Origin of the sequence: Sphingobium soli (genome assembly GCF_020782245.1) — a bacterium.
Lineage (GTDB): Bacteria > Pseudomonadota > Alphaproteobacteria > Sphingomonadales > Sphingomonadaceae > Sphingobium > Sphingobium soli.
In genome coordinates this window covers 173,556-200,446 of the sequence record NZ_JAJGNP010000006.1, presented here as the reverse complement: position 1 = coordinate 200,446, position 26,891 = coordinate 173,556, and the positions used below count along the sequence as shown (strand labels likewise).

General features: G+C 65.0%; 28 protein-coding genes. 15 read left to right on the top strand and 13 right to left on the bottom strand.

The genetic code is table 11. The features are described from left to right. Nucleotides 1-68: 68 nt before the first annotated feature. Entirely contained in the window at nucleotides 69-422 is a 354-nt protein-coding gene (locus LL253_RS10275) for a UrcA family protein (protein ID WP_228227128.1), read from the top strand. Between the two features lie 72 nt (nucleotides 423-494). Here LL253_RS10275 and LL253_RS10270 read toward each other — a convergent pair whose 3' ends face one another. From LL253_RS10270 to LL253_RS10225, 10 genes are all read right to left on the bottom strand, one after another. Next, entirely contained in the window at nucleotides 495-1,349 is an 855-nt protein-coding gene (locus LL253_RS10270; protein WP_228227127.1) for an SDR family oxidoreductase, read from the bottom strand. Nucleotides 1,350-1,397: 48 nt separating this feature from the next. Then, on the bottom strand, nucleotides 1,398-2,717 hold the full coding sequence (locus LL253_RS10265) for a chloride channel protein (RefSeq protein ID WP_009822142.1): 1,320 nt from the start codon (nucleotides 2,715-2,717) through the stop codon (nucleotides 1,398-1,400). A gap of 166 nt (nucleotides 2,718-2,883) precedes the next feature. Beyond that, complete coding sequence (locus tag LL253_RS10260) at nucleotides 2,884-4,020, bottom strand: glycoside hydrolase family 43 protein (protein ID WP_228227126.1); 1,137 nt, start codon at nucleotides 4,018-4,020, stop codon at nucleotides 2,884-2,886. Nucleotides 4,021-4,124: 104 nt separating this feature from the next. Next, nucleotides 4,125-4,829 carry a tRNA (guanine(46)-N(7))-methyltransferase TrmB gene (trmB, locus tag LL253_RS10255; RefSeq protein ID WP_228227125.1) on the bottom strand — a complete coding sequence of 235 codons (705 nt, stop codon included), beginning with the start codon at nucleotides 4,827-4,829 and terminating at the stop codon, nucleotides 4,125-4,127. 50 nt (nucleotides 4,830-4,879) lie between these two features. Then, nucleotides 4,880-5,275: an MAPEG family protein gene (locus LL253_RS10250; RefSeq protein ID WP_228227124.1), complete on the bottom strand. Its 396-nt coding sequence runs from the start codon at nucleotides 5,273-5,275 to the stop codon at nucleotides 4,880-4,882. A gap of 70 nt (nucleotides 5,276-5,345) precedes the next feature. Beyond that, the gene (locus tag LL253_RS10245; RefSeq protein WP_228227123.1) at nucleotides 5,346-6,050 is read right to left on the bottom strand and encodes a TorF family putative porin; all 705 of its coding nucleotides are present in this window, start codon (nucleotides 6,048-6,050) and stop codon (nucleotides 5,346-5,348) included. A gap of 31 nt (nucleotides 6,051-6,081) precedes the next feature. Continuing rightward, entirely contained in the window at nucleotides 6,082-6,489 is a 408-nt protein-coding gene (locus LL253_RS10240; RefSeq protein WP_228227122.1) for a hypothetical protein, read from the bottom strand. A 415-nt stretch (nucleotides 6,490-6,904) separates the two neighbouring features. Next, a complete protein-coding gene (locus LL253_RS10235; protein ID WP_228227121.1) occupies nucleotides 6,905-7,873 on the bottom strand; it encodes a TylF/MycF/NovP-related O-methyltransferase in 969 nt (322 codons plus the stop codon). A gap of 160 nt (nucleotides 7,874-8,033) precedes the next feature. Then, entirely contained in the window at nucleotides 8,034-10,364 is a 2,331-nt protein-coding gene (gene clpA, locus LL253_RS10230; RefSeq protein WP_009822111.1) for an ATP-dependent Clp protease ATP-binding subunit ClpA, read from the bottom strand. A 156-nt stretch (nucleotides 10,365-10,520) separates the two neighbouring features. Continuing rightward, complete coding sequence (locus LL253_RS10225) at nucleotides 10,521-10,718, bottom strand: DUF1192 domain-containing protein (protein ID WP_083784868.1); 198 nt, start codon at nucleotides 10,716-10,718, stop codon at nucleotides 10,521-10,523. A 105-nt stretch (nucleotides 10,719-10,823) separates the two neighbouring features. Between LL253_RS10225 and LL253_RS10220 the strand changes: the two genes are divergently transcribed. After that, nucleotides 10,824-11,828: an NAD(P)H-quinone oxidoreductase gene (locus LL253_RS10220; protein ID WP_228227120.1), complete on the top strand. Its 1,005-nt coding sequence runs from the start codon at nucleotides 10,824-10,826 to the stop codon at nucleotides 11,826-11,828. Nucleotides 11,829-11,843: 15 nt separating this feature from the next. On the opposite strand, the gene radC is transcribed toward LL253_RS10220, so the two are convergent. Further along, entirely contained in the window at nucleotides 11,844-12,539 is a 696-nt protein-coding gene (gene radC / locus LL253_RS10215; RefSeq protein WP_009822109.1) for a RadC family protein, read from the bottom strand. 136 nt (nucleotides 12,540-12,675) lie between these two features. Here radC and LL253_RS10210 point away from each other — a divergent pair, with 136 nt between their 5' ends. The 9 genes from LL253_RS10210 to trxB all read left to right on the top strand — a co-directional run bounded on the left by LL253_RS10210 (nucleotide 12,676) and on the right by trxB (nucleotide 20,419). After that, on the top strand, nucleotides 12,676-15,897 hold the full coding sequence (locus LL253_RS10210) for an intermembrane phospholipid transport protein YdbH family protein (protein WP_228227119.1): 3,222 nt from the start codon (nucleotides 12,676-12,678) through the stop codon (nucleotides 15,895-15,897). Next, the gene (locus LL253_RS10205) at nucleotides 15,897-16,085 is read left to right on the top strand and encodes a YnbE family lipoprotein (protein WP_009822106.1); all 189 of its coding nucleotides are present in this window, start codon (nucleotides 15,897-15,899) and stop codon (nucleotides 16,083-16,085) included. The genes LL253_RS10210 and LL253_RS10205 overlap by 1 nt, the downstream gene beginning before the upstream one ends. Beyond that, nucleotides 16,082-16,486, top strand: a complete 405-nt coding sequence (locus tag LL253_RS10200) for a YdbL family protein (protein WP_228222898.1) — start codon at nucleotides 16,082-16,084, stop codon at nucleotides 16,484-16,486. The genes LL253_RS10205 and LL253_RS10200 overlap by 4 nt, the downstream gene beginning before the upstream one ends. Nucleotides 16,487-16,648: 162 nt before the next feature. Further along, on the top strand, nucleotides 16,649-16,972 hold the full coding sequence (locus LL253_RS10195; protein ID WP_037542806.1) for an AtpZ/AtpI family protein: 324 nt from the start codon (nucleotides 16,649-16,651) through the stop codon (nucleotides 16,970-16,972). Between the two features lie 47 nt (nucleotides 16,973-17,019). Beyond that, a complete protein-coding gene (locus LL253_RS10190; protein ID WP_009822103.1) occupies nucleotides 17,020-17,805 on the top strand; it encodes a F0F1 ATP synthase subunit A in 786 nt (261 codons plus the stop codon). Between the two features lie 53 nt (nucleotides 17,806-17,858). Further along, nucleotides 17,859-18,086 carry a F0F1 ATP synthase subunit C gene (locus tag LL253_RS10185; protein WP_004207392.1) on the top strand — a complete coding sequence of 76 codons (228 nt, stop codon included), beginning with the start codon at nucleotides 17,859-17,861 and terminating at the stop codon, nucleotides 18,084-18,086. Nucleotides 18,087-18,175: 89 nt separating this feature from the next. Further along, the gene (locus LL253_RS10180) at nucleotides 18,176-18,670 is read left to right on the top strand and encodes a F0F1 ATP synthase subunit B family protein (protein ID WP_228222899.1); all 495 of its coding nucleotides are present in this window, start codon (nucleotides 18,176-18,178) and stop codon (nucleotides 18,668-18,670) included. Continuing rightward, complete coding sequence (locus tag LL253_RS10175) at nucleotides 18,663-19,277, top strand: F0F1 ATP synthase subunit B family protein (protein WP_228227118.1); 615 nt, start codon at nucleotides 18,663-18,665, stop codon at nucleotides 19,275-19,277. The genes LL253_RS10180 and LL253_RS10175 overlap by 8 nt, the downstream gene beginning before the upstream one ends. Before the next feature lie 179 nt (nucleotides 19,278-19,456). After that, nucleotides 19,457-20,419, top strand: a complete 963-nt coding sequence (gene trxB / locus LL253_RS10170) for a thioredoxin-disulfide reductase (RefSeq protein ID WP_037542352.1) — start codon at nucleotides 19,457-19,459, stop codon at nucleotides 20,417-20,419. A 22-nt stretch (nucleotides 20,420-20,441) separates the two neighbouring features. On the opposite strand, the gene LL253_RS10165 is transcribed toward trxB, so the two are convergent. Together LL253_RS10165 and LL253_RS10160 are read right to left on the bottom strand one after the other, a co-directional pair. Then, nucleotides 20,442-20,729 carry an acyl carrier protein gene (locus tag LL253_RS10165; protein WP_009822099.1) on the bottom strand — a complete coding sequence of 96 codons (288 nt, stop codon included), beginning with the start codon at nucleotides 20,727-20,729 and terminating at the stop codon, nucleotides 20,442-20,444. A gap of 28 nt (nucleotides 20,730-20,757) precedes the next feature. Further along, a complete protein-coding gene (locus LL253_RS10160) occupies nucleotides 20,758-21,768 on the bottom strand; it encodes a GNAT family N-acetyltransferase (protein WP_228227117.1) in 1,011 nt (336 codons plus the stop codon). Nucleotides 21,769-21,845: 77 nt separating this feature from the next. On the opposite strand from LL253_RS10160, the gene LL253_RS10155 reads away from it, so the two are divergent. The 4 genes from LL253_RS10155 to LL253_RS10140 all read left to right on the top strand — a co-directional run bounded on the left by LL253_RS10155 (nucleotide 21,846) and on the right by LL253_RS10140 (nucleotide 26,890). Beyond that, on the top strand, nucleotides 21,846-23,363 hold the full coding sequence (locus tag LL253_RS10155) for an acyl-CoA ligase (AMP-forming), exosortase A system-associated (protein ID WP_228227146.1): 1,518 nt from the start codon (nucleotides 21,846-21,848) through the stop codon (nucleotides 23,361-23,363). Beyond that, nucleotides 23,360-24,592: a pyridoxal-dependent decarboxylase, exosortase A system-associated gene (locus tag LL253_RS10150; protein ID WP_228227116.1), complete on the top strand. Its 1,233-nt coding sequence runs from the start codon at nucleotides 23,360-23,362 to the stop codon at nucleotides 24,590-24,592. Before LL253_RS10155 ends, LL253_RS10150 begins: the two co-directional genes overlap by 4 nt. 130 nt (nucleotides 24,593-24,722) lie before the next feature. Then, nucleotides 24,723-25,367, top strand: coding sequence for an XrtA/PEP-CTERM system exopolysaccharide export protein (locus LL253_RS10145; RefSeq protein WP_009822095.1), 645 nt, complete (start codon nucleotides 24,723-24,725; stop codon nucleotides 25,365-25,367). 2 nt (nucleotides 25,368-25,369) lie between these two features. After that, nucleotides 25,370-26,890: an XrtA system polysaccharide chain length determinant gene (locus LL253_RS10140; protein WP_228227115.1), complete on the top strand. Its 1,521-nt coding sequence runs from the start codon at nucleotides 25,370-25,372 to the stop codon at nucleotides 26,888-26,890. The last annotated feature ends 1 nt before the right edge of the window (nucleotide 26,891 follow it).

Below are 26,891 nucleotides of genomic sequence, written 5' to 3'. Positions count from 1 at the left end.
CACCCAGCGCCGCGACGCCCCCTGAACAGGCGGCGCGGGTCATGACAGCGACAAGAGGAGATTTGCCCATGTTCCGTATGTTTACGCTCGCCGCACCTGTGGCCGCCGCATTCGCCCTGACCGCAGGCGCCGCCCAGGCCGAGGATTTCATGTCCAATGGTCGGACCGCGCAAGTCTATCATGGCGACCTGAACCTGGCCGATGCCGACCAGCAGAAGACGCTGCGCAGCCGCATCGCCCGCGCCGCCGCTCGCGTCTGTTCGTCGAGCGACCGCATGACCGCGCTGTCGTGCAAGTCCAAGGCGATCGCCCATGTCGAAGCGCCCATGGCCGCGGCCATCGCCCGCGCCGAAACCGGTGAGCGCTATGCCGATGCCGGCAGTGAGAAGGTCAAGGAGACGCGCGCGATCGTCGGGAATTGACGGTGCTTGCGCCAACTGACGAACAACAAAGGCCCGGATGCGCTCCGGGCCTTTGTCATGATCAGGGCAGCATCAGCCGTTGACGATCATGCCGCCATTGGGGTGAAGCACCTGGCCGCTCATATAGCTGGCATCCTGACAGGCGAGGAAGAGGAAGGCAGGCGCGACCTCATTGGGTTGGCCGGGCCGGCCCATTGGCGTGGATTCGCCGAAATGCTCCAGCTTCTCCTCGCTCGCGCCGCCGCAGGGGTTGAGCGGGGTCCAGATCGGCCCGGGCGCGACGGCGTTGACGCGGATGCCGTGCCCGATCAGATTTTCCGACAGGCTGCGGGTGAAGGCGGTGATCGCCCCCTTGGTGCTGCTGTAATCGAGCAGTTCGGACGCGCCCTGATACATGGTGACGGACGTGCAGTTGACGATCGCCGCGCCGTCCTTGAGGTGCGGACGCGCCGCCTGCGTCAGAAAGAACATGCCGAAGATGTTGGTCTGGAACGTGCGGCGCAACTGATCCTCGGTAATGTCGGTGATGTCCTGATCGGGATGTTGTTCGCCGGCATTGTTGACCAGAATGTCGAGCTTGCCGAAGCGGTCGATCACCTGAGCGACGGCGCTGTCGCAAAAGGCCTTGTCGCCCACATCGCCCGCGATGGTCAGGGCCTCGCGTCCCTCGGCTTCGACGATGTCTGCCGTCTTGCGCGCATCATCATGTTCGCACAGATACAGGATGGCTACGTTGGCGCCTTCGCGGGCGTAAAGCGCGGCGACGGCGCGGCCGATGCCGCTGTCCGCGCCGGTGACGAGCGCCACCTTGCCTGCGAGGCGACCCGAGCCGGGATAGCGCGGTTCCCATTCGGGTTTGGGATCGACCCTGGATTCATGGCCGGGCAGGCCGTCTTCCCGGATCATTTCTTCATAGCTGTCGGACATGGGGCTCTCCTTCGCAAAAAGGGCCAACCCATGTCGCGCCGCTTTTGTTCAGCCGGGCGGGGCCGCCTTCGCGCGGTCGAGGAAATTGCGCGACAGGCCGTGATAGAGGCGTTCCTTGCACACGCGCTGCGCCGCGCCATCCGCGACCAGCGCCGCGCCCAGCAAGGGGAGCATGAAGCCGCGGCTGCCGGTGGTTTCGGAAATGATGATGACGGCGGTCAGGGGTGCACGAACCACGCCGGTGAAATAGGCGACCATGCCCAGCAGCACGACGGCGCTGCCCTGTTGCTCCGGGAACATCCAGCGCAGCAGGTTGCCGAACCCAGCGCCGGTCGCCAGCGAAGGTGCGAAAATGCCACCGGGAATGCCGGAGATGCTGGTCGCCAGCGTGCTGATGAATTTGGCCGGGGCGAACCAGAGCGGTTCCTGCCCCCCGGTGATGAGGTGGCGGGCGGGCGCGTAGCTGGTGCCCCAGGTAAGGCCGGTCAGCACGCCGATCAGCGCGACGACCGCGCCGCAGCAGGCGGCAAAGCGGATCGGATGAGCGCGGCTGAAATCAGTGAGGCGGTTGCGGCTGGTCGCCGCCGCCAGCGCCAAACGGGCGAACAGGCCACCCGACAGGCCGCCCAGCACGCCGGCGAACAGCGCGACGACCATCGCGGAGCCGAGCGGCAGATGCGCGGCCACGACGCCGAAATAGACATAGTCGCCCGCCAGCCCCAGACTGACCATGCCCGAGATGATGACGGCGGTGATGACCAGCAGCGTCATGCGCTGTTCATAGGCCGACGCCAGTTCCTCGATCGCGAAGCTGATCCCGGCGAGCGGCGTGTTGAAGGCAGCGGCGACACCGGCCGCGCCGCCCGCGACCATGACCGATGCGCGCAGAGGCACCTGAAGCACCGAATGGACGCGGGCGAGGATGGCGGCGGAAATCTGGACCGTTGGGCCTTCGCGCCCGACCGATGCACCGACCAGCAGGCCCGCCAGCGTCAGTGCGACCTTGAGCAGCGCGGTGCGCAGGTCGACCAGCCGCCCGCCAATCTGTTCGGGCAGGCGGGTGGCGGCGATGACCTGCGGAATGCCCGATCCGCCGGCGAAGGGGGCGTAGCGGCGGGTGATCCAGGCGATGCCGGCAAAACCGAGCGGGGTCAGGAGCAGCGGCAGCCAGGGCCATTGCCCCGCGAGGTGATCGAAGGCTTCGCTGCTGGCGTCGGCCGCCCGCGCGAAGAGCAGCGCGGCGAGGCCGACGAGAATAGCGCCGCCCATCAGCGCGAGACGGCGGCGGAAGATGAGCGACGTCGGGCCGGTGTGGCGGATCAGCGCGCGCACGCGCCGCATGGTCCATCGGCGGCCCGTGATGCTCATGCCCGGACGGACTTCCCGCCTGACGGAGTGGAAAGGGCGACGAGGGGGGTGGGCTGGGCCACAGGCTGCTCCGCGGTTCGGCTGAAAAGGCCAACGATCGGCCTTGCGCCTTCCCTCTATGGTCGCCAGCCCGCAGAGGCAAGACCGGCGACCGGGAAAAGCCGCATCAGGGCTTGGCCGTGCCCTGTGTTGCCTCGGTAACGAACGGGTTGATCGTCTGGATCGTGCCGTCCGGATTATAATGTAGCTCCGTCACCTTGACGTTGCGCAGGCGGGTTTGCCCCGACAATTGGGTGTCTGCGTAGAAGAGCCACCATTTGCCATTCCATTCGACAATGGAATGATGGGTGGTCCAGCCTTCCACCGGCTCCATGATCCGCCCCTTGTAGGTGAAGGGGCCATAGGGGCTGTCGCCTGTGCCATAGGCCAGATAATGGGTATCGCCGGTCGAATAGCTGAAATAATATTTGCCCTTATATTTGTGCATCCAGGATGCTTCGAAGAAACGGCGGTCATGGTCGCCCCCCAGCAGCGGCTTGCCCTGGTCATCGACGATCTGGACGACGCGGGGCGTTTCGGCAAATTCCAGCATGTCGCCGGTCATTTTCGCGACGCGCGGGGCAAGCGCGGGCTTGTCATCCTGGCCAAGGTCGGTCTTGGATCCGTTGGGATCATAGGCCCCGTTGACATTGCGTTGCAGCTGGCCGCCCCAGATGCCGCCGAAATACATATAGCTTTGCCCGTCATCGTCGGTGAAGACGGCTGGATCGATCGAATAGCTGCCCTTGATCGGCTGGGGCTGTGCCTTGAACGGACCCATAGGGTCCTTCGATGTGGCGACGCCGATGCGGAAGGCGCCCTCCTTGTCCTTGGCGGGGAAGTAGAGATAATAGGTGTCGCCCTTCTTCGCGGCGTCGGGCGCCCACATCTGCTTTTCCGCCCAAGGCACGTCATCGACGTCGAGCGCGACCGGGCCAAGCGTCACCGGGCCGCCGATGCGGTCCATGCGCAACACGCGATAGTCGCGCATTTCAAAATGACTGCCCAGATCATCCTCTGGCGTCGGGCCGTCGATATCATGGCTGGGATAGACGTAAATCTTTCCGTTCCAGACATGGGCGGACGGGTCGGCGGTGAAAATATCCTTTACCAGCGGCTGCGACAGATAGTCGGAAGCCGGGCGCTTGCCCGCCGCCTGCTGGGCGTTTGTAGCGTTGGCGCTGGTGTCGGCCGGTTGCTGGCAACCCGCCGTCAGCGCGGCGGCGGCCACGGCCCCAAAGGTCAAAATGGATTTGCGCATCATGCATCCTCTCCCGATTGCATTTATCAAGATAGCGCTACCATCGGAAGGGCGGTGACGTCCACGCTTTTGTTCCAGCGCCTTGGACGAAGATGCGCGTTTCCGCTTCAGCCTTCGGCGCGGCGGCGGTAACGAAAGTACCAGACCTCATGGCCCAGCCGCCGCGCCTTGGCCTCGTAACGGGTTTCGGGCCAGCCGCCGGGGCGGTTCTGGAAATCTTTAGGCTCGTGCGCCAGCCAGTCGAAATCGGGATGGCCGTTCATCACCATCAGCGCCCAGCGCAGATAGACGGGATGATCGGTGCCGAAGCGGAATTCGCCGCCGGGCTTGAGCTTTTTCGCGATCATCGCGACCGGGCCGGGGTTCATCATGCGGCGCTTGGCGTGGCGCGCCTTGGGCCAGGGGTCAGGGTGAAGCAGATAGACGAAGCTGAGCGCGCCGTCGGGAATGCGCGAGAGCACGTCGAGCGCGTCGCCCATATGTAGCCGGACATTGCCCAGCGCCTTGTCGCGGACATGGCCGAGCGCCTGCACGACGCCGTTCAGGAAGGGTTCGCAGCCGATGAAGCCATGATCGGGCAGCAGGTCGGCGCGCCAGGCCATATGTTCGCCGCCGCCAAAGCCGATTTCGAAATGGAGCGGGCGATCATAGCCGAACAGGTCGGCCGCCGTCACCGGCCCCTGCGCAGGCACCGAGATGGCGGGCAGCAACGTGTCGACCAGCTCCTGCTGGCCCTTGCGCAGCCTTGGCCCGGACTGGCGGCCATAGAGGCGGTTGAGGGTGGTCGGGTCGCCGGATTTATGCGCTGTCATGGGGCGCGCGCTTAGCGACGGGAGCGGGCGCAGGCAAGCAGGACGACGCGCTAGAAGCCGAGCAGCGGCCAGAGCGCGATGAGCAGGCCGACAAGGCTGGCGAGAAAGATGATCGAGCGGACCACGGGCACGCCAAAGGCATAGAGCGGCAAATAGAAGACCCGCGCGCCAAGCCAGATCCATCCCCCCAGCGCCGTCCATTCGCTGGTGCGCCCGGCCAGCACCACGCCCAGCAGGGCGACGATGGCAAGGGGGAGCGTTTCGCGATAATTGGCCTCCGCTCGGCAAAGGCGGCCGGCGACGGGATTGAGCGGCGGCAGGCTTTCGTCGCGCGCGCCCATATTCCATTTCGGGCCATATTGCTTCGTCTTGGCATGGCCGGCGGCGAAGATATGGACGAGGAGCAGGATCATGCCCCAGGCGAGGATCGTGATTTCGACGGGCATGACGGCTTGCTCCCTTTCCAGCCCCTTTTAGCAGAGGCGCTGGCGGCCGGATAGCGTTGCTATGGCTGCCTTAAAGGGTGAGGCCGACCCTTGCGATCAGGGTCGCGCCGGCATGGGCGGTGTCGGGCGCGTCAATGTCGCTATCGGCATAGCGCAGGCCCGCGGACCAGCGGCCGCGATACCAGTCGAGCGCGACGCCATGATCCCAATAATTGCCGGCGGGACGCAGGCGCGCGGCGCGTATGGGATTGCGCGTGTCGCCCGACGATCGGCCGACATGGCCCGACAAAGTCAGCGGGGTTCCGGGGATGCCGACCGCCGCGCTGGAGGACAAATAGAGATTGTCGCCCCCGATGCCGGACTGGCGCGGGGCGTAGCGCGCGCCAAGGTCCAGGCTGGCCGGGCCGAGCGAAAAGCCGGCGATCGCGCCCACTTCTCCATAGCCCCAGCCTTCGCCGCTATCGGCCGCGCCGGGGAAGATATGATAGCGGCCCTCGGCGGTCAGGCGAAGGCCGCCCAATTGCCGGGCATAGGTGCCGCCCAAGTCAAGAACGGCATCCGCGCCGCCATGGCGGTCGCTGCCCCAGAGCGTCGTTGCCGCGCCGTCAAGGCTGAGGCCCGGCGCGACCGGCACCGACACGCTGCCGCGCACCACAGGATCGCCGTCGCTCCAGCTGAGGCCCCGGCGGCGTTCGTCGCTCGCGGCCTCCAGCGTGATGGTGGGGCCGGCGGCATATTGCGCGGCGGCCGGAGCGACATGGCCGGCAAGCAGCAAGGCCCCCAGCCATGTCGTACGAGTGAGAAAGTCAATTCGAGGCAAGATTGCGTACCGAGTCCAGTTCAGCGAGCAGAACGCCGTGGTCGGCCTTCGCCGCCGCGACAAGATGCGCCTCTATCTTTTCGCGATGATTGGCAAGGGCTTGTTCGGCGGGATTGCGACCGGGCGTGCACGCGCCCGCTTCGCTGCCAGAGAATGTCTGGTCGGTGGCGATGGTGCGGGCGAGCGCCGGGCCGTGGTCGAGCTTGCGATCGACCATGATAGTCGCGCTCCAGCGGCATCGTTGCATATCCATGCGATTGGGGGTCTTCGCGCCGACAGTCTTGCTGCGCACGTCGATGCGGGCGGTATAGGTGGCGGCGATCGGCTGGCCATGATGCTGCACCGTGACGCTGTGGGTCGCGGCCGCAGCCGCCAGGGCGAGAAGGATGCTCATGTTGGTCTCCTGCATTGAACGCCGCGCTTTTGCGCGCGGTCGTCACCGCAGATGTAGGAAAGCCCTGTTGCTGATCCTTTGCCGAACTATGAAAAAGGGCAAAAGGTTTGGTGGGATGAGCAGGCCAGTCCATTTGTCTTGAACGGGGAAAAAACCGGTAACGAACTTGAACGGACAGCGAGACCGGGCGTGTGTTCATGCATATTGGGGCAGCGCGAATTGCGAGCGTGGTTCGAGGGAGGCAGGCGAGCGAGGCATGGGCTGTGCCACGGCTGCGCGGTGATTGGTCATAACCGTCCTGGAAGAAATGCGCCAATAGCGGGCCTGCTATAGTCCCCGATCCAGAAGTCGGGACGCGAGCCGCAGACCTTTGAACCGTCATACGGCGCTTGCACCCTGCCATGTCCCGTGCAGACTATTTAGCGATGACGACCGATCCGGCGAAGTCGGGGAGGGGCACCAAGCAGGCTCCGGTGGCGGCCACGAATGCGTCCACCGCCTTGCTGACGCCCATATATCGGCAGTTATTATAATCATGGACGAAAATATAGCCACCCGGGCTCAGCCGGTCGTAGAACCAGTGGAGGCCTGCGCGGGTCGGGTCATAGAGGTCGACATCGAGGCTGACGAAGGCGAATGTCTCCTCAAGGCCCTCCGCGGTTTCCGGAAAGAAGCCTGGGAAAAATTTCGCTCGATCAGGGTGCGGCAGCTTGCTTTCGACCAGTTCGATGCTTGTGTCGACGAAATCGCCGACGATCGCGGAGGAGAAATTACCTTCGCTTTCCGCGTCGAGATCACGGTCGGAAAAGCCCGAAAATGTATCAAATAGATAGAGAGTCCGATCGGCAAACAGCCGGTTGATGAGACAGGCCTGATCGCCCTTGTAGACACCAAGTTCAGCGACCGCGCCCGGCACGCCGCGATCGCGGATCTGACGGGCGGCAAGATGGAAAGCGCCGTTGCGGACATAATCGCCGGGACCCGCATCGGCTTGTTCCAAAGGCTGAGCCTTATCGAGATACATGGTGGCAAGGCCGGCCGGCCGCAGACCAAGGCCGATCGCCTCATTCAAAATCCGTATGTCGCGATTGGCCTGCTCGTGCAGTTGCCGGCTGTAGCTGGCATAATAGGTCACGATCTTGTCAGCGGCGACGCCCATTTCGATTAACCCGGCGCGGATTTGATCGACGGCGCGCGCGGTGATGACGACATAGTCGAAATTCATCCCCGTCAGGCTGGCCGGATCGAGAATTTCAAAGCCATCCACGGTAGTGCCATGTTTCGACGAATCATTGTCGCTAAGCCCGAGCACGGTAGTCTTGGCGGGAACCATGCTGAGAAAATCCTTGGCCGCGCTGCCAGAACCAAAAACAATTATCTTCATTTTTGTTTTGTCCCCCTCAATTCAACCCGAGCACGAACTTAGAAACCCAATGAGACAATAGTTTGAAAGGTGCCGGGTAGAGCAACGATTTTGGTAGGCGGGAGAAAAAAAAGGCGGCCCTTGCGAGCCGCCTTTTTATTCAGTTTCGCAACACTGCTTATTATTTAGTGCCCGCGGGCGCCTTCGCCTTGCCGCCTTTCTTCCCCTTTTTCGGGGCGGCGGGGGTGATTTCGAAGGCGAGGGCTTCGACGCCGTCGCTGTCCTTCATATGGACATGGACCTCGCCACCGTGGACCAGCTTGCCGAACAGCAATTCCTCGGCGAGCGGCTGCTTGATCTTCTCCTGCATCAAACGGCCCATCGGACGCGCGCCATAGAGCTTGTCATAGCCCTTCTTCGTGAGCCACGCCTTGGCGTCGTCATCCAACGTGATGTGGACGTCGCGGTCGGCCAGTTGCAGTTCGAGTTGCAGCACGAACTTGTCGATCACACGAGCGACGATTTCGGGCGGCAGGTAGCCGAAGGGCACGATCGCATCGAGGCGGTTGCGGAATTCGGGCGTGAAGAGCTTCTTGACCGCATCTTCCTGCACATCGTCGCGGGTGAGCTCGCCAAAGCCGATCGATTCCTTCGCCATGTCCGACGCACCCGCATTGGTGGTCATGATGAGGATGGTGTTGCGGAAATCGACGGTCTTGCCGTGATGATCGGTCAGGCGGCCATTGTCCATCACCTGGAGCAGGATGTTGAACAGGTCGGGATGCGCCTTCTCGATCTCGTCGAGCAGCAGCACGCTGTGCGGATTCTGATCGACCGCATCGGTCAGCAGGCCGCCCTGATCATAGCCGACATAGCCCGGAGGCGCGCCGATCAGCCGGCTGACCGAATGGCGTTCCATATATTCCGACATGTCGAACCGCTGGAGCGGGATGCCGAGCAGCGTCGCAAGCTGGCGCGCAACCTCCGTCTTGCCGACGCCAGTAGGGCCGGAGAAGAGATAGTTGCCGATCGGCTTGTCGGGATCGCGCAGGCCCGCGCGCGACAGCTTGATCGCGGAGGACAGGACTTCGATCGCCTTGTCCTGGCCGAACACCACGCGCTTGAGGTCCGTGGTGAGCGATTCGAGCACGCTCTTGTCATCGGACGACACCGTCTTGGGCGGGATGCGCGCCATCGTAGCGATGACCTGCTCGATTTCCTTGGGGGTGATCGTCTTCTTGCGCTTGGATGGCACGACCAGCATCTGCATCGCGCCGACCTCGTCGATCACGTCGATCGCCTTGTCTGGCAGCTTTCGATCGTTGATGTAGCGCGCCGAAAGCTCGACCGCCGCCTTGATCGCGTCGGGCGTATATTTGACGCTGTGATGTTCCTCGAACGCCGAGCGCAGGCCCGCCAGAATCTTGATGGTGTCGTCGATCGTGGGTTCGTTGACGTCGATCTTCTGGAACCGGCGCAGCAGCGCGCGGTCCTTTTCGAAATGATTGCGGAATTCCTTGTAGGTGGTCGATCCGATGCAGCGGATCGTGCCGCCCGACAAAGCGGGTTTGAGCAGGTTCGACGCATCCATCGCGCCGCCGCTGGTCGCGCCCGCGCCGATGACGGTGTGAATCTCGTCAATGAAGAGCACCGCATGCGGCATTTTTTCCAGTTCGGTGACGACCGCCTTCAGCCGCTCCTCGAAATCGCCGCGATAGCGGGTGCCGGCCAGCAGCGCGCCCATGTCGAGCGAATAGATGACCGCTTCCTTGAGCACGTCGGGCACGTCGCCTTCGATGATCTTGCGCGCCAGACCCTCCGCGATCGCGGTTTTGCCCACGCCCGGATCGCCGACATAGAGCGGGTTGTTCTTTGATCGGCGGCAGAGGATCTGCACGGTGCGGTCCACTTCGGCCGACCGGCCGATCAGCGGGTCGACCTTGCCCCGGTCCGCCTTCTCATTAAGGTTGACAGTGAACTGGTCGAGCGCGCTGTCCTTCTTGCCCTTGCCGTCCTGCACCTTCTTTTCCTCCTCGGCGGTGCCCTTGGTCTCCTGACGCTCGGGCGTGGGCGTGCCCTTGCCGACGCCGTGGCTGATGAAGCTGACGGCATCGAGACGGCTCATATCCTGCTGTTGCAGGAAATAGACAGCATAGGATTCGCGCTCGGAAAACAGCGCAACCAGCACATTGGCGCCGGTCACTTCATCCTTGCCGGAGGATTGGACATGCAGGATGGCGCGCTGCACGACGCGCTGGAAACCGCTGGTGGGCGAGGGGTCGGACGACCCTTCCACCTTGAGGCTGTCCAGTTCGGTGTCGAGATAATGGGTGACGGCGTCGCCCAGCTCGCCCAGTTCCACGCCGCACGCCTGCATCACCTTCGACGCATGGTCATCGTCGATCAGCGCGAGCAGAAGATGCTCGAGCGTCGCATATTCGTGCCGGCGTTCCGACGCGTGCGTCAGCGCGTTGTGCAGGGTTGTTTCGAGGGCGGCTGCGAAAGAAGGCATGTCTGTTCTACTCCATGCTCCCTGTCACGGGAGCGTCATCGAACCCCATGTCGGCATTGCTCGACGCTGGATCAAGGCGCGACCCCCGATCAGCGGAATTGCCAGACTGCCCAAGCCCGAAGAAGCCCTGAAGGGCGCTGGGGGCGGGGCGTCGGTTCATCGCTTGAATAGCGCCTCGGCACTTGCCTTATGGTTAACGGCGCTATCCTTGTGGCGTCTGGTTCGTTCAATCTCCGCCTCCAGGGCGGCGATGCGGTTTTCCAGTTCGCTCATGGACAATGGCCCCAGATCCTGTTTGATCAGGCGGGCCAGCGGATCATCGCCCTTGCGCGGCAGATCGTCATCCAAGTCCATGTCGGCAATGTTGACCCTTGGGGCCAGTCTGTCAATAAGGGCGCCGCAACGGCCTGCCGATTTGAGGCGGGCGCCTGGCACAAGCCACAGGCGGGGGACAGCAAGATGGCGGACGGTTATTCCATTCCGGCGGAGATGACGGCGATCGGCATCGCCGCGCCCGGCGGGCCAGAGGCGTTGGTGGCGCAGCGGCGCCCGGTGCCGGCGCCGGGCGAGGGCGAAGTGCTGATCCGGGTCGCGGCCGCCGGGGTCAACCGGCCCGACGTGCTGCAACGGCAGGGCAAATATCCGCCGCCGCCGGGCGCTTCGGACATTCCGGGGCTGGAGGTTTCCGGGACCATCGTCGCGGCGGGCGGCGGCGCGGACCAGTTGATCGGGCAGCAGGTCTGTGCGTTGCTGGCGGGCGGGGGCTATGCCGAATATGCGGTCGCGCCGGCGGGCCAATGCCTGCCGATTCCGCCGGGCTATGATCTGGTGGAGGCCGCCGCGCTGCCCGAAACCCTGTTCACGGTGTGGACCAATTTGTTCGAGCGCGCCTATGCAGCGCCAGGCGACACGGTGCTGGTGCATGGCGGCACCAGCGGCATCGGCACCATGGCGATCAGCCTGTGCCGCCTGTTCGACGTCACCATCATCGTCACCTGCGGCAGTGACGACAAATGCGCGCAGGCGCTGGAATGGGGCGCTGCCCATGCGGTGAACTACAAGACACAGGATTTCGTCGCCGAGGTGAAGCGGATCACCGATGGCAAGGGGTGCCAGGCGGTGCTCGACATGGTTGGCGGCGATTATGTGGCGCGCAATCTCGATTGCCTGGCGGAAGACGGCCGCCATGTGTCGATCGCGGTGCTGGGCGGGGCGAAGGCGGAAATCTTCATTCCGCAGATCATGCAGCGCCGCCTGACGCTGACCGCATCGACGCTGCGCGCGCGATCGGTGGGGTTCAAGAGCCTGGTCGCCGACGAACTGGTCCGCACGGTCTGGCCCTTCGTCGCGGAAGGGCGGCTGCGTCCGGCGATGGACCAGCGGTTCGACATGGCGGACGCGGCCAAGGCGCATGCGCGCATGGATTCGGGCGCCCATTTCGGGAAGATCATGCTGACCATGTGACGCGCGCGGCGGGGGCTAGAGCAGGCCCTTGGCGCGCAGGCTGACATGGCCCTGGCCCGCGATGATGACATGGTCGTGGACGCTGATGTTAAGCCGCTTGCCCGCGTCGATGATCTGCCGGGTGACGTCGATATCCTGCCGGCTGGGCGATGGGTCGCCGGACGGATGATTGTGCACCAGGATCAGCGCCGCCGACCCCAGGTCGATGGCGCGGCGAATGACTTCGCGGGTGTAGATCGCCGCCTGGTCGATCGACCCGTCGCCCATATGATCGTCGCGGATCAGCATGTTGCGGCTGTTGAGGTGCAGCACCCGCACCCGCTCGACGCCCAGATGGGCCATGTCGGCGCGCAGATAGTCGAGCAGGGCCTGCCAGTTGGCGAGCACGGGCCGCGCCGCCACCTCGTTGCGCAGCATCCGCAGCGCGGTCGCCTGCACGATCTTGATCGCGGCGACACTGGTGTCGCCCATGCCGGGTACGCGGGCGATCGCCTGCCAGTCGGCGGTCATCAGGCCGCCGATGCCGCCAAATTCCCGCAGCAGCAGCTTGGCCAACGGCTTGGTGTCGCGGCGCGGGATGGCGAGCGCCAGCAGATATTCGATCAGTTCATGATCCAGCAGCGCTTCGCCGCCAGCATCGGCCAGTTTCTGCCGCAGGCGGGCGCGGTGCCCGGCCCCGTCATGCGCGGCTTTCGCATCCTGTTCGGCCAAATTCCTGTCCCCTGAACCTGTGGACCCGACGCTATGCGTTGCGGAATCACGGGGCAAGGATATTTAGGAGCGACGGGACGTTATGATCCCGTTACGGATCATCAGTGTCGCAGCGAAGCCGGGGTTGGCCATAGGCATGGAAGAAGAAGACGGCGAAGAAGCGGTTCGCCGGGCATGGCTGCGCTGGCTGGGCGTGGGTACGGGGTCGCTGGCGCTGCTGCTGGCCGGCCTGTGGACGCAGCGCGCGCCGATCGCCGAGAATTTCGTTACGCGTGAACTCAACCGGCGGGGCGTTCAGGCGCGCTATGACCTGGTCGATGTCGGCCTGCGCACGCAGCGGATTGAAAATATCATATTGGGCGATCCTGCCCGCCCCGACCTGACCGCGCGCTGGGTGGAGGTGGACATCGCCTTTGCCGGCCTGACGCCAAAGGTGGCCGCCGTCAGGGCAGGCGGCGTGCGGCTGCGCGGATCGTTGCATGACGGCGTGCTGGAACTGGGCGATCTGGACCAGTTTCGCGATCCCAATTCGACGGCGCCGTTCAGCCTGCCGGACATCACGGTGGCGCTGACTGATGCGCGCATGACGCTGGATACCGATGTCGGCCCGGTCGGCATGGAAATGGACGGTTCGGGCAATCTCCAGTCGGGCTTCCGGGGGCAGTTGGCGGCTGCGATGCCCCGCGCGGCGATGGCGGGATGCGCGCTCACCATGATGCGCGCGTCGCTCGATATTGCGATGGACGGCGGGAAGCCGCGTCTGGCCGGGCCAGTCACCGCCGATGCGCTGGCCTGCCGGAATGCCGGCGCGGCGCTGGCGCAACCGGTCGGGCGCATCGACCTGACGTTGGGGCAGGCGCTGGATCGCTGGACCGGGCGCGCCGACCTGTCGGGCAAGGCGTTGCGCGGGGGCGGCATGGTGCTGGCCTCACCCAGGGCACGCGTCGATTTTGACGGCAGCGTCGCGCGCACGACCGGACAAATGCGGCTGGATGCGACGGGATTGAGTGGGCGCGGCGCGCTGCTGGGCCGCACATCGCTGGCCGGGCAATGGGCGATCGGTCCGGAAACCCGATTCCAGGGACAGCTGAACGGCGACAATCTGCGCCTGCCGGGGCGTGATCCATTCGGTGGGTTGCGCAGCGGGGCTGCGGGCACGCCGGTCGCGCCGCTGGCGGCGAAGCTGGCGGACGCGGTGGAGCGTGCGGGCGCGGGCAATCGGATCAGCACCACTTTGGCGCTGGTGCAGAAAGCGGGCGTGGGCAGTCTGGCGATCACCGACGCCGCCCTTGATGCGCGCAGCGGCGCGCGTATCGCCATTGCGCAAGGCGGGCAGATGACGATAGCCTGGCCAGGCAAGGCGGCGGGCATCGACTGGGCGCTTGATGGCGCGATCACGGCGGACGGGGGCGGTCTTCCCCGTGCCGCGCTGCGTCTGGCGCGGCGGCCGGGCGGCGGCTTTGGCGGCGAATTATTTGTCGATCCCTACAGCGCCGGCGATGCGCGGCTGGCGCTTGATCGGGTGCGCTTTTCTGCTGAGTCCGACGGTGCGACCCGGTTCCGGACCGCGATGCGGCTGGACGGCCCGTTGCCGGACGGACGGCTGCGCGGCCTTAGCCTGCCAGTCACTGGCCGGGTTGCTGCCAATGGCGCGGTTTCGGTCAATCCCGATTGCGTGCCGCTGTCGCTGGTCGAGGCGCACTATGGCAATTTCGCGTTGGGGCAGACGCACCAGACTTTGTGCCCAGTCGGTGGAGCGATGCTCGCCGTGGGCCCCGCAGGCGTATCGGGCGGCGTCGATCTGAAAGAGGTCGACCTGGCCGGACGCAGCGGTGACAGTCCGATGCGGCTGACCGCAAATCATGCGCGCATGCTGCTGGGCAAGCCAGGCTTCGCGCTGGACAACCCGGCGCTGACCATCGGGCAGGGGGACGCGCCCGTGCGCCTGACTGCCGCGGCGATGGATGGCGCGATGACGAAGGGTGGCTTTGCCGGCACGCTCAAGGGTGCCGGTGGCCGGATCGGCGCCGTGCCGCTGATTGTCGAACAGGGCGCGGGAGAGTGGCGCTTTGCGGACGGGACGCTCAGCCTCAACGCGGCGATGACGGTGCGCGATTCGCAGGCGCAGGCGCGGTTCAACCCGCTGTCGGTGCCCGACTTCGCGCTTTCGCTCAAGGATGGGCGGATCGCCGCCACCGGCACGCTGACCGCGCCGGGGAAGGGCGCGCGGGTCGCCACCGTCGACATTGCGCATGACCTTGGCCGAGGCACGGGCCATGCGGACCTCAAGGTGCCCGACCTGACGTTCGATGCGGGGCTGCAACCCGATGAGCTTACGCCGCTGGCGCTGGGCGTCGTCGCCAATGTGCGGGCCGGGGTGACGGGTGACGGGCGGATCGACTGGACCGGGGACAAGGTGACGAGCACCGGCACCTTCCGCACGGACAACGCCAGTCTGGCCGCCGCCTTCGGCCCGGTCGAAGGGTTGAGCGGAGAAATTCGCTTCACCGACCTTATCGGCCTGGTGACGGCGCCGGGCCAGCAAGTGACGATCAAGTCGGTCAATCCGGGTGTCGAGGTGCGCGACGGCGTCGTGCGCTACCGGCTGGAAGCGGGGCAGAAAGTGCGGGTCGAAGGGGGCGGCTGGCCCTTTTCCGGCGGGCAGCTGGTGCTGTTGCCGACAACGATGGATTTCAGCGCCGACGTCGATCGCTATTTGACGTTCCGGGTGATCGGGCTGGACGCAGGGTCCTTCATCCAGGCGATGGAATTGGACAATGTGTCGGCGACCGGCACCTTCGACGGCATCATGCCGCTAATCTTCAATTCCAGGGGCGGGCGCGTGGCGGGCGGCGTGCTGGTGGCACGGCAGGCAGGCATGGAGCCGCTGCTGATGCCCGAAGGCGTGTTGCCGACCATCCCGTGCGATCCCACGAAGATCGGGGGCACGCTATCCTATGTCGGGCCGGTGTCGAACGAGGATATCGGCGTCATGGGCAAGGTCGCCTTCGACGCCCTCAAGAATCTGCAATATAAATGCCTCACCATCCTGATGGACGGGGCGCTGGACGGCGAGATGGTGACGAATGTCGTGTTCAACGGCGTCAATCGCGACCGGCTGGGCGCGGCGCCGGGCGGACTGGCGCGCAATTTCATCGGTTTGCCCTTCATCTTCAACGTGAAGATCGCCGCGCCCTTCCGGGGACTTTTGGGCACCGCGCAGTCCTTCATCAATCCGTCGGACCTGGTGCAGGGCGAAATCGCCAAGCAGGCGCAGGAAAAGATGCGGGAAGAGAGCGCGCAACCCCTTGCGGTTCAGCCTCTGGACAGCGACAAGACGATAAACGGGGAGCCGTAATGAAGATAAAGAGCATCATGATGGCCGGCCTTGCCGGTGTGGCGCTGGGGGGGTGCATTCAGGTGAAGGCCCCGGACAAGCCGATCGAAATCAACCTGAACGTCAAGGTGCAGCAGGAAGTCGTCGTCAAGCTGCAACGCGATGCGCAGGACCTTATCCAGAATAATCCGGAGTTGTTCCCGCAATGACACGCAAGATGGTGAAATCCGCATGGATGGCCGCCGCCGCGATGGCGCTGGCGGGTGGACTTGGCTTTGCCGGCGGCGCGCAGGCGCAATCGCCCGATCTGGCGGCGGCTCTGTCGTCGGGCGCGGTGGGCGAACAGGCCGACGGCTATATGGGTGTAGCCGGATCGGTCAGCCCGACCGTGCGCAAGGAAGTCGAATCAATCAACATCAAGCGGCGGCAGGTTTATACCGACCTTGCCGGCAAGCGGGGCGTGACGGTGCAGGATGCCGCCGCCGCGACGGCTTGCCAGACACTGACCCGCCTGAAGAGCGGCCAGGCCTATCGCATCGGCGGTGGCGCGTGGCAGACCAAGGGTTCGGGGGCGATCGCGCTGCCATCCTATTGCGCGTCGGGCGGCTGACACATCCTGGCTGGTGGACTTTTCTTATCCCTTCGTATGGTAGGGAAAGTCTTGGCGCCAACCATGGTTGACTATCCGCAATCCCCTTTCTAAACGGGCCGCGCCTTGACGGGTGCAGCCGCAAGCGCCATGCCGCCGCGATACAGGATCGCGGAGGATGCCATGGCAGCGGACACACCCGGACAGGACCCGGCAGGGGAGGACGCGCGGATCGCTTCGCTGGAGGAGCGGATCGCCCGGGCCGAACATGCCGAAAAGGTCAGGCAGGGGGCCAAGGAGCAGCAGGCGGACGATGGATCGCGCCTGGGCAACCGGGTTCTTGCTGAACTGATCGGCGGTCTTGTCGGCGGTGCGTTGATCGGCTGGGTTCTGGACCGGCTGTTTGACACATCCCCATGGCTCCTGCTCGTATTCCTCGGTCTCGGGATCGTGGCGGCGTTCAGGAACATCATCAGATTGACGACGGTAAAGCGTCCCGACCAATAGGGGCGCTTTTATCTTAGTCCGAAGACGTGAACGTTACAGGGGTCAACGTGGCAGAATCCGGCAAAATCGATCCGATGCATCAATTTGCTATCGAACCCTTGTTCGGTACGGATCATCTGTCTCTTGGCGGCTTCAACATCGCCTTCACCAACAGCGCGCTCTACATGGTGCTCGCGGCGCTCGTGCTGTGGATCTTCGTGATCGGCGGCATGAAGCGCGAATTGGTGCCCGGCCGCTGGCAGATGGCGGTCGAATATATGACCGGCTTCATCAAGAACCTGCTGATCGCCAATATCGGCGACAAGGGCCGCAAATATATCCCCTACGTCTTTTCGCTTTTCATGTTCATCCTGCTGGCGAACCTGCTGGGTCTGTTGCCGCTTGGCCTGTTCGGGCTGCACCCCTTCACCTTCACCAGCCATTTCACCGCCACGGGCGTGCTGGCGATCATGAGCTTCTCGATCGTGCTGATCGTGGGCTTCGCGAAGCATGGCCTGCATTTCTTCTCGCTGTTCGTGCCGCATGGCACGCCCGCGCTGATGGTGGTGCCGCTCTTCTTCATCGAGCTCGTGTCTTTCATGGTGCGCCCATTTAGCCTCGGCCTGCGACTGTTCGTCGCGATGACCGCGGGCCACGTGCTGCTCAAGGTGCTTGCCGGCTTCGTCATCAACAGCGCAAATGCGTCTCCGCTGCTTGGCTTCACCGTGGGTTCGGCCAGCTTCATCCTGATGATCGGCATCAGTGCGCTGGAAGTGCTGGTTGCGGTGATCCAGGCCTATGTGTTCGCGCTGCTGACCTCGGTCTATCTTAACGATGCCGAGAACCTGCACTGATATTTCGCCAATTTCTTTAACGTTTTTGACTGTTTAACAAGGGAGTTTACGACATGGACGCAGAAGCCGCAAAGCTGCTCGGTGCTGGCCTGGCCGCGATCGGCGCGGGCATTGCCGCCCTCGGTGTGGGCAATGTCTTCAGCAGCTTCCTGGAAGGCGCGCTGCGCAATCCGGGTGCCGCCGACGGCCAGCAGGGCCGCCTGTTCATCGGTTTCGCCGCGGCGGAACTTCTGGGTCTGCTGGCGTTCGTTATCGCCATGATCCTGGTGTTCGTGGCCTGACACGCATTTGAGGCGGGCGGGGCGGCCATCATGTCGCGCTCGCCCGCTTCCCTGATTTTGACCGCCCTCTGACCGGACGGACCCGTAATATGCCTCAAATCGCGCAAATCGCCGAAACCTATTCCAGCCAGATATTCTGGCTGCTGTTGACGTTCGGCTTCGTCTTCTTCGTCATTGGCCTTGGCATGGTGCCAAAGGTTCAGGGCACGGCAGACGCACGCGACGCGAAGATCAGCGGGGATTTGGACGCGGCCAAGGCGGCCTTCGCCCGTGCCGATGAGGCCGAGGCCGATTACAAGGTCCGCGACGCGCAAAGCCGCACCGCGGCTCAGGCGCTGCTGGCCAAGGCGAAGTCGGACGCCGCCAAGGCGTCGGAAGCCCGCATCGCCGTGGCGGACGCGGATGTCGCGGCGATGATCGCCGCGGCCGAAGCCCGCATCCAGGCCGCGAGCAACGCGGCCATGGCAGAAATCGAAACCGTCGCCGCCGATGCGGCGCGCGACATGGTGGCCCGCATTTCCGGCGTGAACGCATCGGACGAAGCGGCCCGCAACGCAGTAAAGGCGGCACTGGCCCATGGCTGAGGCAGCAGCACAGCATCACGAAGCGACCGCCCCTTCGCTGGGCGAGGCGATCCACGCCGAAGGGCTGGAGCCGGTCGGTACCGTCGCGCATGAAGGCGTTGCCCCGCATACCGACCCCAAGGCGGTGGGCATGGACGCAACCGCCTGGGTGAGCCTCGCCATGGCGGTGTTCATCCTCATCCTGCTGGTCAAGAAGGTGCCCGCCCTGATCGGCGGCGCGCTCGATGGCCGGATCGCGCAGATCAAGGAGCAACTGGCCGAAGCATCGCGCCTGCGCGCCGAGGCCGAGGCGCTCAAGGGCGAATATGAAGCCAAGCTGGCCGCTGCCGCCGGGGAGGCCGACGCCATGCGCAAGGCCGCCGAGCATGAGGCCGAAGTGCTGGTCGACGACGCCCGCATCCATGCCGAGGAACTGGTCGTGCGCCGCCAGAAAATGGCCGAGGACAAGATCGGCGCCGCAGAACGCGCCGCGATCGCCGCGATCCGCGCCAAGGCGGTGAACGCGGCCACCAGCGCCGCCGCCACCTTGATCGCGCAGGGCCATGATGCCCAGTCCGACAAGGCGCTGGTCGACAGCGCGATCGGGAAGCTCGGCACGATCAACTGAACGCGCCTTGCCGACGGGAGAAAAGGGGCTGGTGCGGATCGCGCCGGCCCTTTTCCGTTGGCGGCGGCGACCCATCCGCAGACCAGCTTCATCGGCCCCAAGCAAATCCTTCGCTTGGCGCAGACCGCCGGGCTGCCTATCTCTCCTCCCTGATCCGAATCGCAGATTGAAGGCTTTTTATGTCCGCCACGCACAGCACCCGCATGTTGATCCTGGGGTCCGGCCCCGCCGGCTTGTCCGCCGCCATCTATGGCGCACGTGCGGGCCTCGCGCCGATCGTCGTGCAGGGGATGCAGCCGGGCGGTCAGCTGACCATCACCACCGATGTCGAAAATTATCCCGGCTTCCGCGACGTCATCCAGGGGCCGTGGCTGATGGAGCAGATGCAGGCGCAGGCCGAGCATGTCGGCGCGCAGATGATGTATGACCAGATTGTCGATGTCGACCTGTCCGAGCGCCCGTTTCGGCTGCGCGGCGACAGCGGCACGCTCTATGTCGCCGATACGCTGGTCATCTGCACCGGCGCGCAGGCCAAGTGGCTGGGCGTCGAGGGCGAGGAGCATCTTCAGGGCAAGGGCGTGTCGGCCTGCGCCACCTGCGATGGTTTCTTCTATCGCGGCAAGAAGGTCGTGGTGATCGGCGGCGGAAACACCGCGGTCGAGGAAGCGCTGTATCTCACTAACCACAGCCATGACGTCACATTGATCCACCGCCGCGATTCGCTGCGCGCGGAGAAAATCTTGCAGGAACGGCTCAAGGCCCATCCGAACATCAAGATCCTGTGGAACAAGGCGGTGGAACGCTTCGTGGGTGGCGGCACGCCCGAAGGGCTGGTCGGCGTCGACCTCATTGACACGGTGACGGGCGAGAAGAGCCATGAGGCGACCGATGGCGGCTTCGTCGCGATCGGCCATCACCCGGCGACTGAATTGTTCGCCGACAGCCTGCCGCTGGATGAGGGCTATATCCTGGTGGAAAAGGGCACGACCCATACCGCTATCCCTGGCGTCTTCGCGGCCGGCGACGTGACCGACAAGATTTATCGCCAGGCGGTGACGGCGGCGGGCATGGGTTGCATGGCAGCGCTGGATGTCGAGAAATTCCTGGCGGAGCAGGATTTCGAGGAACTGGTGGACGCGTAAGTCCGGCGCGCAGGGGCCAGGGTCAGCCGACCTTGGCCCGCGCAAAGGCGACGAGCGACCCGAAAGTCTCGAACGTATCGCCGTCGATATCCTCATCTTCGATGAGGATGGCGAAGCGATCCTCCATCTCTGTCAGCAAGCCTGCGACCGCCATGGAATCGAGTTCGGGCAATGCGCCGAACAGAGGCGTGTCGGCATGAAACGCATCGACCCGGTCCTGCGACAGGCCAAGCGCGTCGCGCAGCAGCGCCCGCATCTGGGTTTCGACAGGGATCGACTGGTCGGACGGCTGAGGATGGGCGGCGTGCATAATGCGCGCCTAACTATAGTTTCGCGTCCTAGCCGACAAGCGCGGAAATCATTGCCCGTACCGCGGCCGGCCACTGGTTGACGGCGCGCGGGTTAAAGGCATCGACGCGGGTGAGCGGGATGCGCCGCTCCATCCAATCGGTCTTGTAGCCATTGTCGCCCGTCCCATAATCGATCATCGTCACGCGATCCTGGTCGATCGCATGGCGGAACATGGCATGGCTGAGCAGGGTGCCGGGCGACCGGGCATCGAACGCCTTGTCATGCGCCAGCTTGTGGATGAGCGCGACGCCGCGATCGATCGTCCAGAGCTGCGTGGCGACCGCCTGGCCGCCTTGTCGCGCGAACCCCAGCCGCAGCCTGCCGGCCGCGCTTTCCCGCTCGGCCAGATCGCGCAGGAAATCGAGGCCGCCTTCGGGCTCGACCGATTTCCAGCTGCGCGCCTGCACCGCGACATAATCGTCCCACAGATCCGGCGTCATCCGGTCATGGATCGTGAGCGTGAAGGGATCGCCCCGGCCCTTGCGCCGGACCAGATTGCGTAGCCGACCCGGCCGCGCGCGCCAGTAGGTCGCGAAATCCTGCCCATCGAGCGAGAGAAGATGGCGCCCGCCCATGGTCCGGCGCACGGTCCACCATCCCGCCCGGCCTAGCGCCCAACGCAATTCGGCGCAGTCTTCCAGGGGGTAGAAGCTCATCCGCGCGCTGCTGGAGCGCAGATGTCGACCCATGGCTTGCAGCATCGCGCGCCGCGCCGCCGGGTCCGGTGCACCTGTAAAAACAGGGGCAAAGGCGAAGCTGTAATAGTTGGCCAATGCCTCAAGCCGTCCGCGCGCCAGCGCCAGAAGGAACAGCCAGGCGTCGCTTTGTCCCTGCGTTGAATGAACGACGCGAAGCGGCACATCGGCGAAACAGTGGCGATGAAGCGATTCCATCCAGTCGAGCCGGTCGAACAGGCGCACGTCGTCCAGCGCGCCAGGCCTGTGCCCGAGCGCGCGTCGCACATCGGCGAAGCTGTGATATTCCCTTGGCGACTGCAACCGACTATCTCCGCCCCAACCAGCACAGCTTTAGGAGAAAATTCTGCACATGGCGTTAAGCATCCGTGGCTGAAAGCATGTCCCTGATCGATGGCGCGGCGGTCCTGCCGATCGACCATCTGCTGTTGCGGGCCGATCCTGCCGCGCCGGCGCTCGACGGCCGGTCGGGCCGCTATAGCTATGCCGAACTGGAACAGACGCTGGGGCGGCTGGCGGGATGGCTTGCGGGCTTCAGGCTGGAGCCGGGCGCGCGGGTGGCAAGCTGGATGGCAAAGGGGCCGGTGGCGGCGCTGATGCCGCTCGCCGCGCCGCGCGCGGGGCTGGTCCATGTGCCGGTCAATCCGCTGCTCAAACATGGTCAGGTCGCGCATATCCTGGCAGACAGCGGCGCCGCCATGCTGATCGGCACGGGCGCGCGGGTCGAGAGCCTGCAACCCGGTGACGTGCCGGCCGGGTGCCAGGTCCACCGTGAGGATGATGCCGCCTGCGCTATGAGCGGCGGGGATGGCATCGGCCCGTCGCAGGCCGATCCGGGCGCGCTGGCGGCCATCCTCTACACCAGCGGATCGACCGGCCGCCCCAAGGGCGTGATGCTGACCCACGCCAATCTGTGGCTGGGGGCGGTCGCGGTCGCCGACTATCTGCGCCTTTCGCCCGATGATCGCACCGCCTGCGTCCTGCCCTTCAGCTTCGACTATGGTCAGAATCAATTGTTTTCGACCTGGTATGCGGGCGGATGCGTCTACCCGCTCGATTATCTGACGCCGCGCGATGTGGTGAAGCTGGTGGATCGCCGCGATATCACGACGCTGGCGGGCGTGCCGCCACTCTGGGTGCAATTGACGGAACTGGACTGGCCGGCGGACGTGGCGGGGAAGCTCCAGCGGCTGACCAACAGCGGCGGGGCGCTGACGCGACCGCTGGTGGCGCGGTTGCGGGCGCTGTTTCCGCAGGCGGACCTTTATCCCATGTATGGCCTGACCGAAGCATTCCGCTCCACCTATCTGCCGCCCGCGCTGGTCGACAGCCATCCCGATTCGATGGGCCGCGCAATCCCCTTTGCCGAAATTCTGGTCGTGCGCGCCGATGGCAGTATCACCGACGATGAGGAGCCGGGTGAGCTGGTCCATTGCGGGCCATTGGTGGCGCAGGGCTATTGGCAAGACGCCCCGCGCACCGCTGAACGATTCCGGCCCGCGCCGTCCGCATCCCGCTATGGCGGCGTGGCGGTGTGGTCGGGCGATACGGTGCGGCGGGACGGCCAAGGCCTGCTCTATTTCGTCGGCCGCGACGATGCGATGATCAAGTCCGCCGGCAACCGCATCAGCCCGACCGAGATAGAGGAGGCCGCCGTCGCGGTGCCCGGCGTCGCCGAAGCCGTGGCGCTGGGCATAGCGGACGACCGGCTGGGGCAGGCGGTGCGGTTGCTGCTGCGGGGGCAGGGGGATGATGTACCCGGCGCCGTCGCCGCGCACCTCAAACGCGAGCTTCCCAATTTCATGCAGCCCAGGGACATCGTCATGCTGGATCAGTTTCCCCGCAACCCCAATGGCAAGATCGACCGGGTGGCGCTGGCGCGGGAGCAGGGCGCATGAAGCCGATGGGACCCATTCCGTCCGGGTTCGGATGCGAAGACGGCATGTTGCTGATTGGCGGCTGTGGTGCGGAAAGCCTGGTCGATGAAGCGGGCGACACGCCGCTGTTCGTTTATGACATGGCGCTGGTGGAGGCGAAGGTGCAGCGCTTTCGCGACGCCATGCCGGCCGGGATCGACCTCCATTATGCGATCAAGGCCAATCCCTTCGCCCCGCTGTTGAGCCGCATGGCGGTGCAGGTGGACGGCTTCGACATCGCGTCGGGTGGCGAATTGGACATGGCGCTGGAAGCGGGCATGGCGCCTGATCGCATCAGCTTCGCCGGGCCGGGCAAGCGCACGGATGAACTGACCGCCGCCATTTTCGCCGGCGTCACTATCAATCTGGAGTCCGAAGGCGAAGCGCGCCGCGCGATCGCGGCGGGGGAGGCGATCGGCAAGCAACCCCGTCTTGCCATAAGGGTCAATCCCGATTTCGACCTTAAAGGATCAGGCATGCGCATGGGCGGCGGGGCCAAGCCCTTCGGCGTCGACGCCGACCGCGCGGCGGCGCTGGCGCGCTGGATCATTGACGCGGGTGCGGATTGGCGCGGCTGGCATATTTTCGCGGGCAGCCAGAATCTGGACGCGCAGGCGATCATCGACACGCAGGCCGCGACCATCGCCCTGGCGGCGCGATTGTCGCAGGAGGTCGGCGCGACGCCGCCGCTCGTCAATCTGGGCGGCGGTTTTGGGCTTGCCTATTTCCCCGGCGACACCCCGCTCGACATTCGCCCGGTCGGCGTAGCGCTCAGCCGGGCTCTGGAGTCGCGGCCGCCTATCCTGGCCGGCAGCCGATTCGCGCTGGAACTGGGGCGCTGGCTGGTAGGGGAAGCGGGCGTTTATCTCACCCGCGTGGTCGATGTGAAAGACAGCCAGGGCGAGCGCTTCGTCGTCGTCGATGGCGGATTGCATCATCAGCTCGCCGCCAGCGGCAATTTCGGCACGGTCATCCGCCGCAACTATCCGATCGCGCTCGCGAGTCGTTTCGATGCCGCACCGGCCCTTGATCCCGTGACGATTGTGGGCTGTCTGTGCACGCCCATCGACCGGCTGGGCGAAAAGGTTGCGCTGCCGCAAATCAGCGAAGGCGACCTGATCGCGATATTTCTGGCCGGTGCCTATGGAGCATCCGCGAGCCCGATGGCCTTTTTGGGACATCCACCCGCACGGGAGCTTTTACTTGGGTGATAGTCGAATGACTTGACTCCTAACGCTATCTTTACCCTTTACCGGCATGACATTGCCCAAAGCCCGTGCGTTCCTGCCGCTGTCACTCCTTGGTGGCGGGGCGCACCGGGGCACGGCAAGGGGTGAGAATATGCGTTTCGTGTCGGTTTCCAAGTTCCTGATGGGGGTGTCGCTGCCCGCCGTCGCCTTGTCGGGCTGCGCCTCCGCGCCGTCCGGGCCGCAACTGCCGCCGGCATCCTTCGTGTCCACGCAGGAGGGGCCGGGCGAGGAATATGTCATCGGCCCGCTCGATGACCTCACCATCTTCGTCTGGCGCAACCCGGAATTGGGCGCAAAGGTGCAGGTCCGGCCCGACGGGCGGATCACCACGCCGCTCATCACCGACATGCCGGCCGTGGGCAAGACGCCCAAGATGCTGGCCGACGACATCAAGCTGGCGCTTTCGCAATATATCGAAAACCCGCTGGTGTCGGTCATCGTCAATAATTTCAGCGGCACGTTCAGCCAGCAGGTGCGGATCGTGGGGGCGACGGAAAAGCCGGCCTCCATCCCCTATCGCGCCAACATGACGCTGCTCGATGCGATGATCGCGGTCGGTGGCCTCAGCGAATTTGCCGCGGGCAACCGCGCGCGCCTGGTCCGCTTCGACAAGGAAACCGGCAAGCAGAAGGAATATCAGGTCCGCCTCAACGACCTGCTCAAGCGTGGCGACACCAAGGCCAATGTCATGCTGGCCCCCGGCGACGTCATCATCATCCCTGAAAGCATGTTCTGACCATGGCGGGCCTTTACGATGAACTGCTCGTGCTGCTGCACGGCATATGGAACCGGCGCTGGGTGGCGCTGGCGGTCGCCTGGGGCGTCGCCATGCTTGGCTGGCTGGGCGTCGCGCTCATCCCCAACAGCTACCAGTCCAAGGCGCGGGTCTATGTGAACACCCAGTCGCTGCTGGAAGACCGCATGGGTATCACCCAAGTCCAGTCGCAACAGGATCTCGACCGGCTGCGCAGCACGCTGGCAAGCGCGGAAAATCTGGAAAAGGTCGTGCGCGGCACTGACCTGTCGCAGTCCGTGTCCGGCCCGCGCGACATCGCCGCCAAGATCACGACGCTGCGCGAAAACATCAGCGTGATGGCGCAGGCCGATCCCAGCATGATCGACATCAGCGCCATTTCGGCCGATTCGAGTCTGTCGGACGGCGCCAATGCGCGCATCGCGCAGCAGGTGGTGCAAAAGCTGATCGACATTTTCCAGGAGGAAAATCTGTCGGGCGACCGCCGCGAAACCAAGCAGAGCCTGGCGTTTCTTGACCAGCAGATCGCTGGCCGCGCCAAGCAGTTGGAGGCCGCCGACCAGCGTCGCATCGAATTTGCCCAGCGTTATGCCGGGCTGCTGCCGGGCGCGGGCTCCATCAGCCAGCGCATGGACGCGGCGCGGATGGAGATCAACACCATCGATTCGCAACTGGTGCAGGCGCAAAGCGCGCTGTCGGCGATGAACGGCCAATTGGCCGGGACGCCGCAGACGCTGCCGGGCGTGGGCGCTTCGGGCGGACCGTCGGCATTGGCGCAGGCGCAGGCCAATCTCGCGTCAATGAAGGCGCGCGGCTGGACCAACAACCACCCCGACGTCATCGCCGCCCAGCGCGAGGTCGAGGCGCTGCGCAAGAACGGCGGCGGCGGTAGCGCGAGCGGCGGCGGCACGCCCAATCCCGCCTATCTGTCGATCAAGTCGATGCAGGCCGAACGCGCCGCCACGGTGCAGGCGCTCCAGGCGCGCAAGGCGCAGCTTCAGGCCGATCTCAACGCGATGATGTCACGCCAGGTCGATGAGCCGGGTATCGCATCGGAGCAGGAAAAGCTCGACCGCGACTATGAGGTTCTCAAGACCCAATATGACAAGCTGCTCGCCGACCGCGAGGAAATCCGCCTGCGCGGCGAGGTGAAGACCGAAACCGGCGCGGTGCAGTTCCGCGTGATCCAGCCGCCCAGCACGCCGACCGCGCCGACCGCACCCAACCGTCCGCTGCTGCTGCTGGGCGTGCTCGTGCTCGCCATCGCCGCCGGCATTGGCGTCGCCTTTGCCCTAGGCCAACTCAAGGGCAGCTTTTCCACCGCCGCGCGGCTGGAGCGGGCGATCGGCCTGCCGGTCGCCGGCTCGATCAGCCAGGTGCGCAGCGCTGCCCAGCAAGCGGTTGAGAAACAGCGCATGAAATGGTTTGCCGCCGCGAGCGGAGGGCTGGCGGGCGTCTGCCTGCTGCTGATCGCGGTCGAATTTGTCCAGCGCGGCATGGCGTGAA

Bases quoted from the DNA above. Each gene is read 5' to 3' on its own strand.
- LL253_RS10275 (WP_228227128.1), top strand. From the start codon at position 69: ATGTTCCGTATGTTTACGCTCGCCGCACCTGTGGCCGCCGCATTCGCC.
- LL253_RS10270 (WP_228227127.1), bottom strand. From the start codon at position 1,349: ATGTCCGACAGCTATGAAGAAATGATCCGGGAAGACGGCCTGCCCGGC.
- LL253_RS10265 (WP_009822142.1), bottom strand. From the start codon at position 2,717: ATGAGCATCACGGGCCGCCGATGGACCATGCGGCGCGTGCGCGCGCTG.
- LL253_RS10260 (WP_228227126.1), bottom strand. From the start codon at position 4,020: ATGATGCGCAAATCCATTTTGACCTTTGGGGCCGTGGCCGCCGCCGCG.
- trmB (WP_228227125.1), bottom strand. From the start codon at position 4,829: ATGACAGCGCATAAATCCGGCGACCCGACCACCCTCAACCGCCTCTAT.
- LL253_RS10250 (WP_228227124.1), bottom strand. From the start codon at position 5,275: ATGCCCGTCGAAATCACGATCCTCGCCTGGGGCATGATCCTGCTCCTC.
- LL253_RS10240 (WP_228227122.1), bottom strand. From the start codon at position 6,489: ATGAGCATCCTTCTCGCCCTGGCGGCTGCGGCCGCGACCCACAGCGTC.
- LL253_RS10235 (WP_228227121.1), bottom strand. From the start codon at position 7,873: ATGAAGATAATTGTTTTTGGTTCTGGCAGCGCGGCCAAGGATTTTCTC.
- clpA (WP_009822111.1), bottom strand. From the start codon at position 10,364: ATGCCTTCTTTCGCAGCCGCCCTCGAAACAACCCTGCACAACGCGCTG.
- LL253_RS10225 (WP_083784868.1), bottom strand. From the start codon at position 10,718: ATGGACTTGGATGACGATCTGCCGCGCAAGGGCGATGATCCGCTGGCC.
- LL253_RS10220 (WP_228227120.1), top strand. From the start codon at position 10,824: ATGGCGGACGGTTATTCCATTCCGGCGGAGATGACGGCGATCGGCATC.
- LL253_RS10210 (WP_228227119.1), top strand. From the start codon at position 12,676: ATGGAAGAAGAAGACGGCGAAGAAGCGGTTCGCCGGGCATGGCTGCGC.
- LL253_RS10205 (WP_009822106.1), top strand. From the start codon at position 15,897: ATGAAGATAAAGAGCATCATGATGGCCGGCCTTGCCGGTGTGGCGCTG.
- LL253_RS10200 (WP_228222898.1), top strand. From the start codon at position 16,082: ATGACACGCAAGATGGTGAAATCCGCATGGATGGCCGCCGCCGCGATG.
- LL253_RS10195 (WP_037542806.1), top strand. From the start codon at position 16,649: ATGGCAGCGGACACACCCGGACAGGACCCGGCAGGGGAGGACGCGCGG.
- LL253_RS10185 (WP_004207392.1), top strand. From the start codon at position 17,859: ATGGACGCAGAAGCCGCAAAGCTGCTCGGTGCTGGCCTGGCCGCGATC.
- LL253_RS10180 (WP_228222899.1), top strand. From the start codon at position 18,176: ATGCCTCAAATCGCGCAAATCGCCGAAACCTATTCCAGCCAGATATTC.
- LL253_RS10175 (WP_228227118.1), top strand. From the start codon at position 18,663: ATGGCTGAGGCAGCAGCACAGCATCACGAAGCGACCGCCCCTTCGCTG.
- trxB (WP_037542352.1), top strand. From the start codon at position 19,457: ATGTCCGCCACGCACAGCACCCGCATGTTGATCCTGGGGTCCGGCCCC.
- LL253_RS10165 (WP_009822099.1), bottom strand. From the start codon at position 20,729: ATGCACGCCGCCCATCCTCAGCCGTCCGACCAGTCGATCCCTGTCGAA.
- LL253_RS10155 (WP_228227146.1), top strand. From the start codon at position 21,846: ATGTCCCTGATCGATGGCGCGGCGGTCCTGCCGATCGACCATCTGCTG.
- LL253_RS10150 (WP_228227116.1), top strand. From the start codon at position 23,360: ATGAAGCCGATGGGACCCATTCCGTCCGGGTTCGGATGCGAAGACGGC.
- LL253_RS10145 (WP_009822095.1), top strand. From the start codon at position 24,723: ATGCGTTTCGTGTCGGTTTCCAAGTTCCTGATGGGGGTGTCGCTGCCC.
- LL253_RS10140 (WP_228227115.1), top strand. From the start codon at position 25,370: ATGGCGGGCCTTTACGATGAACTGCTCGTGCTGCTGCACGGCATATGG.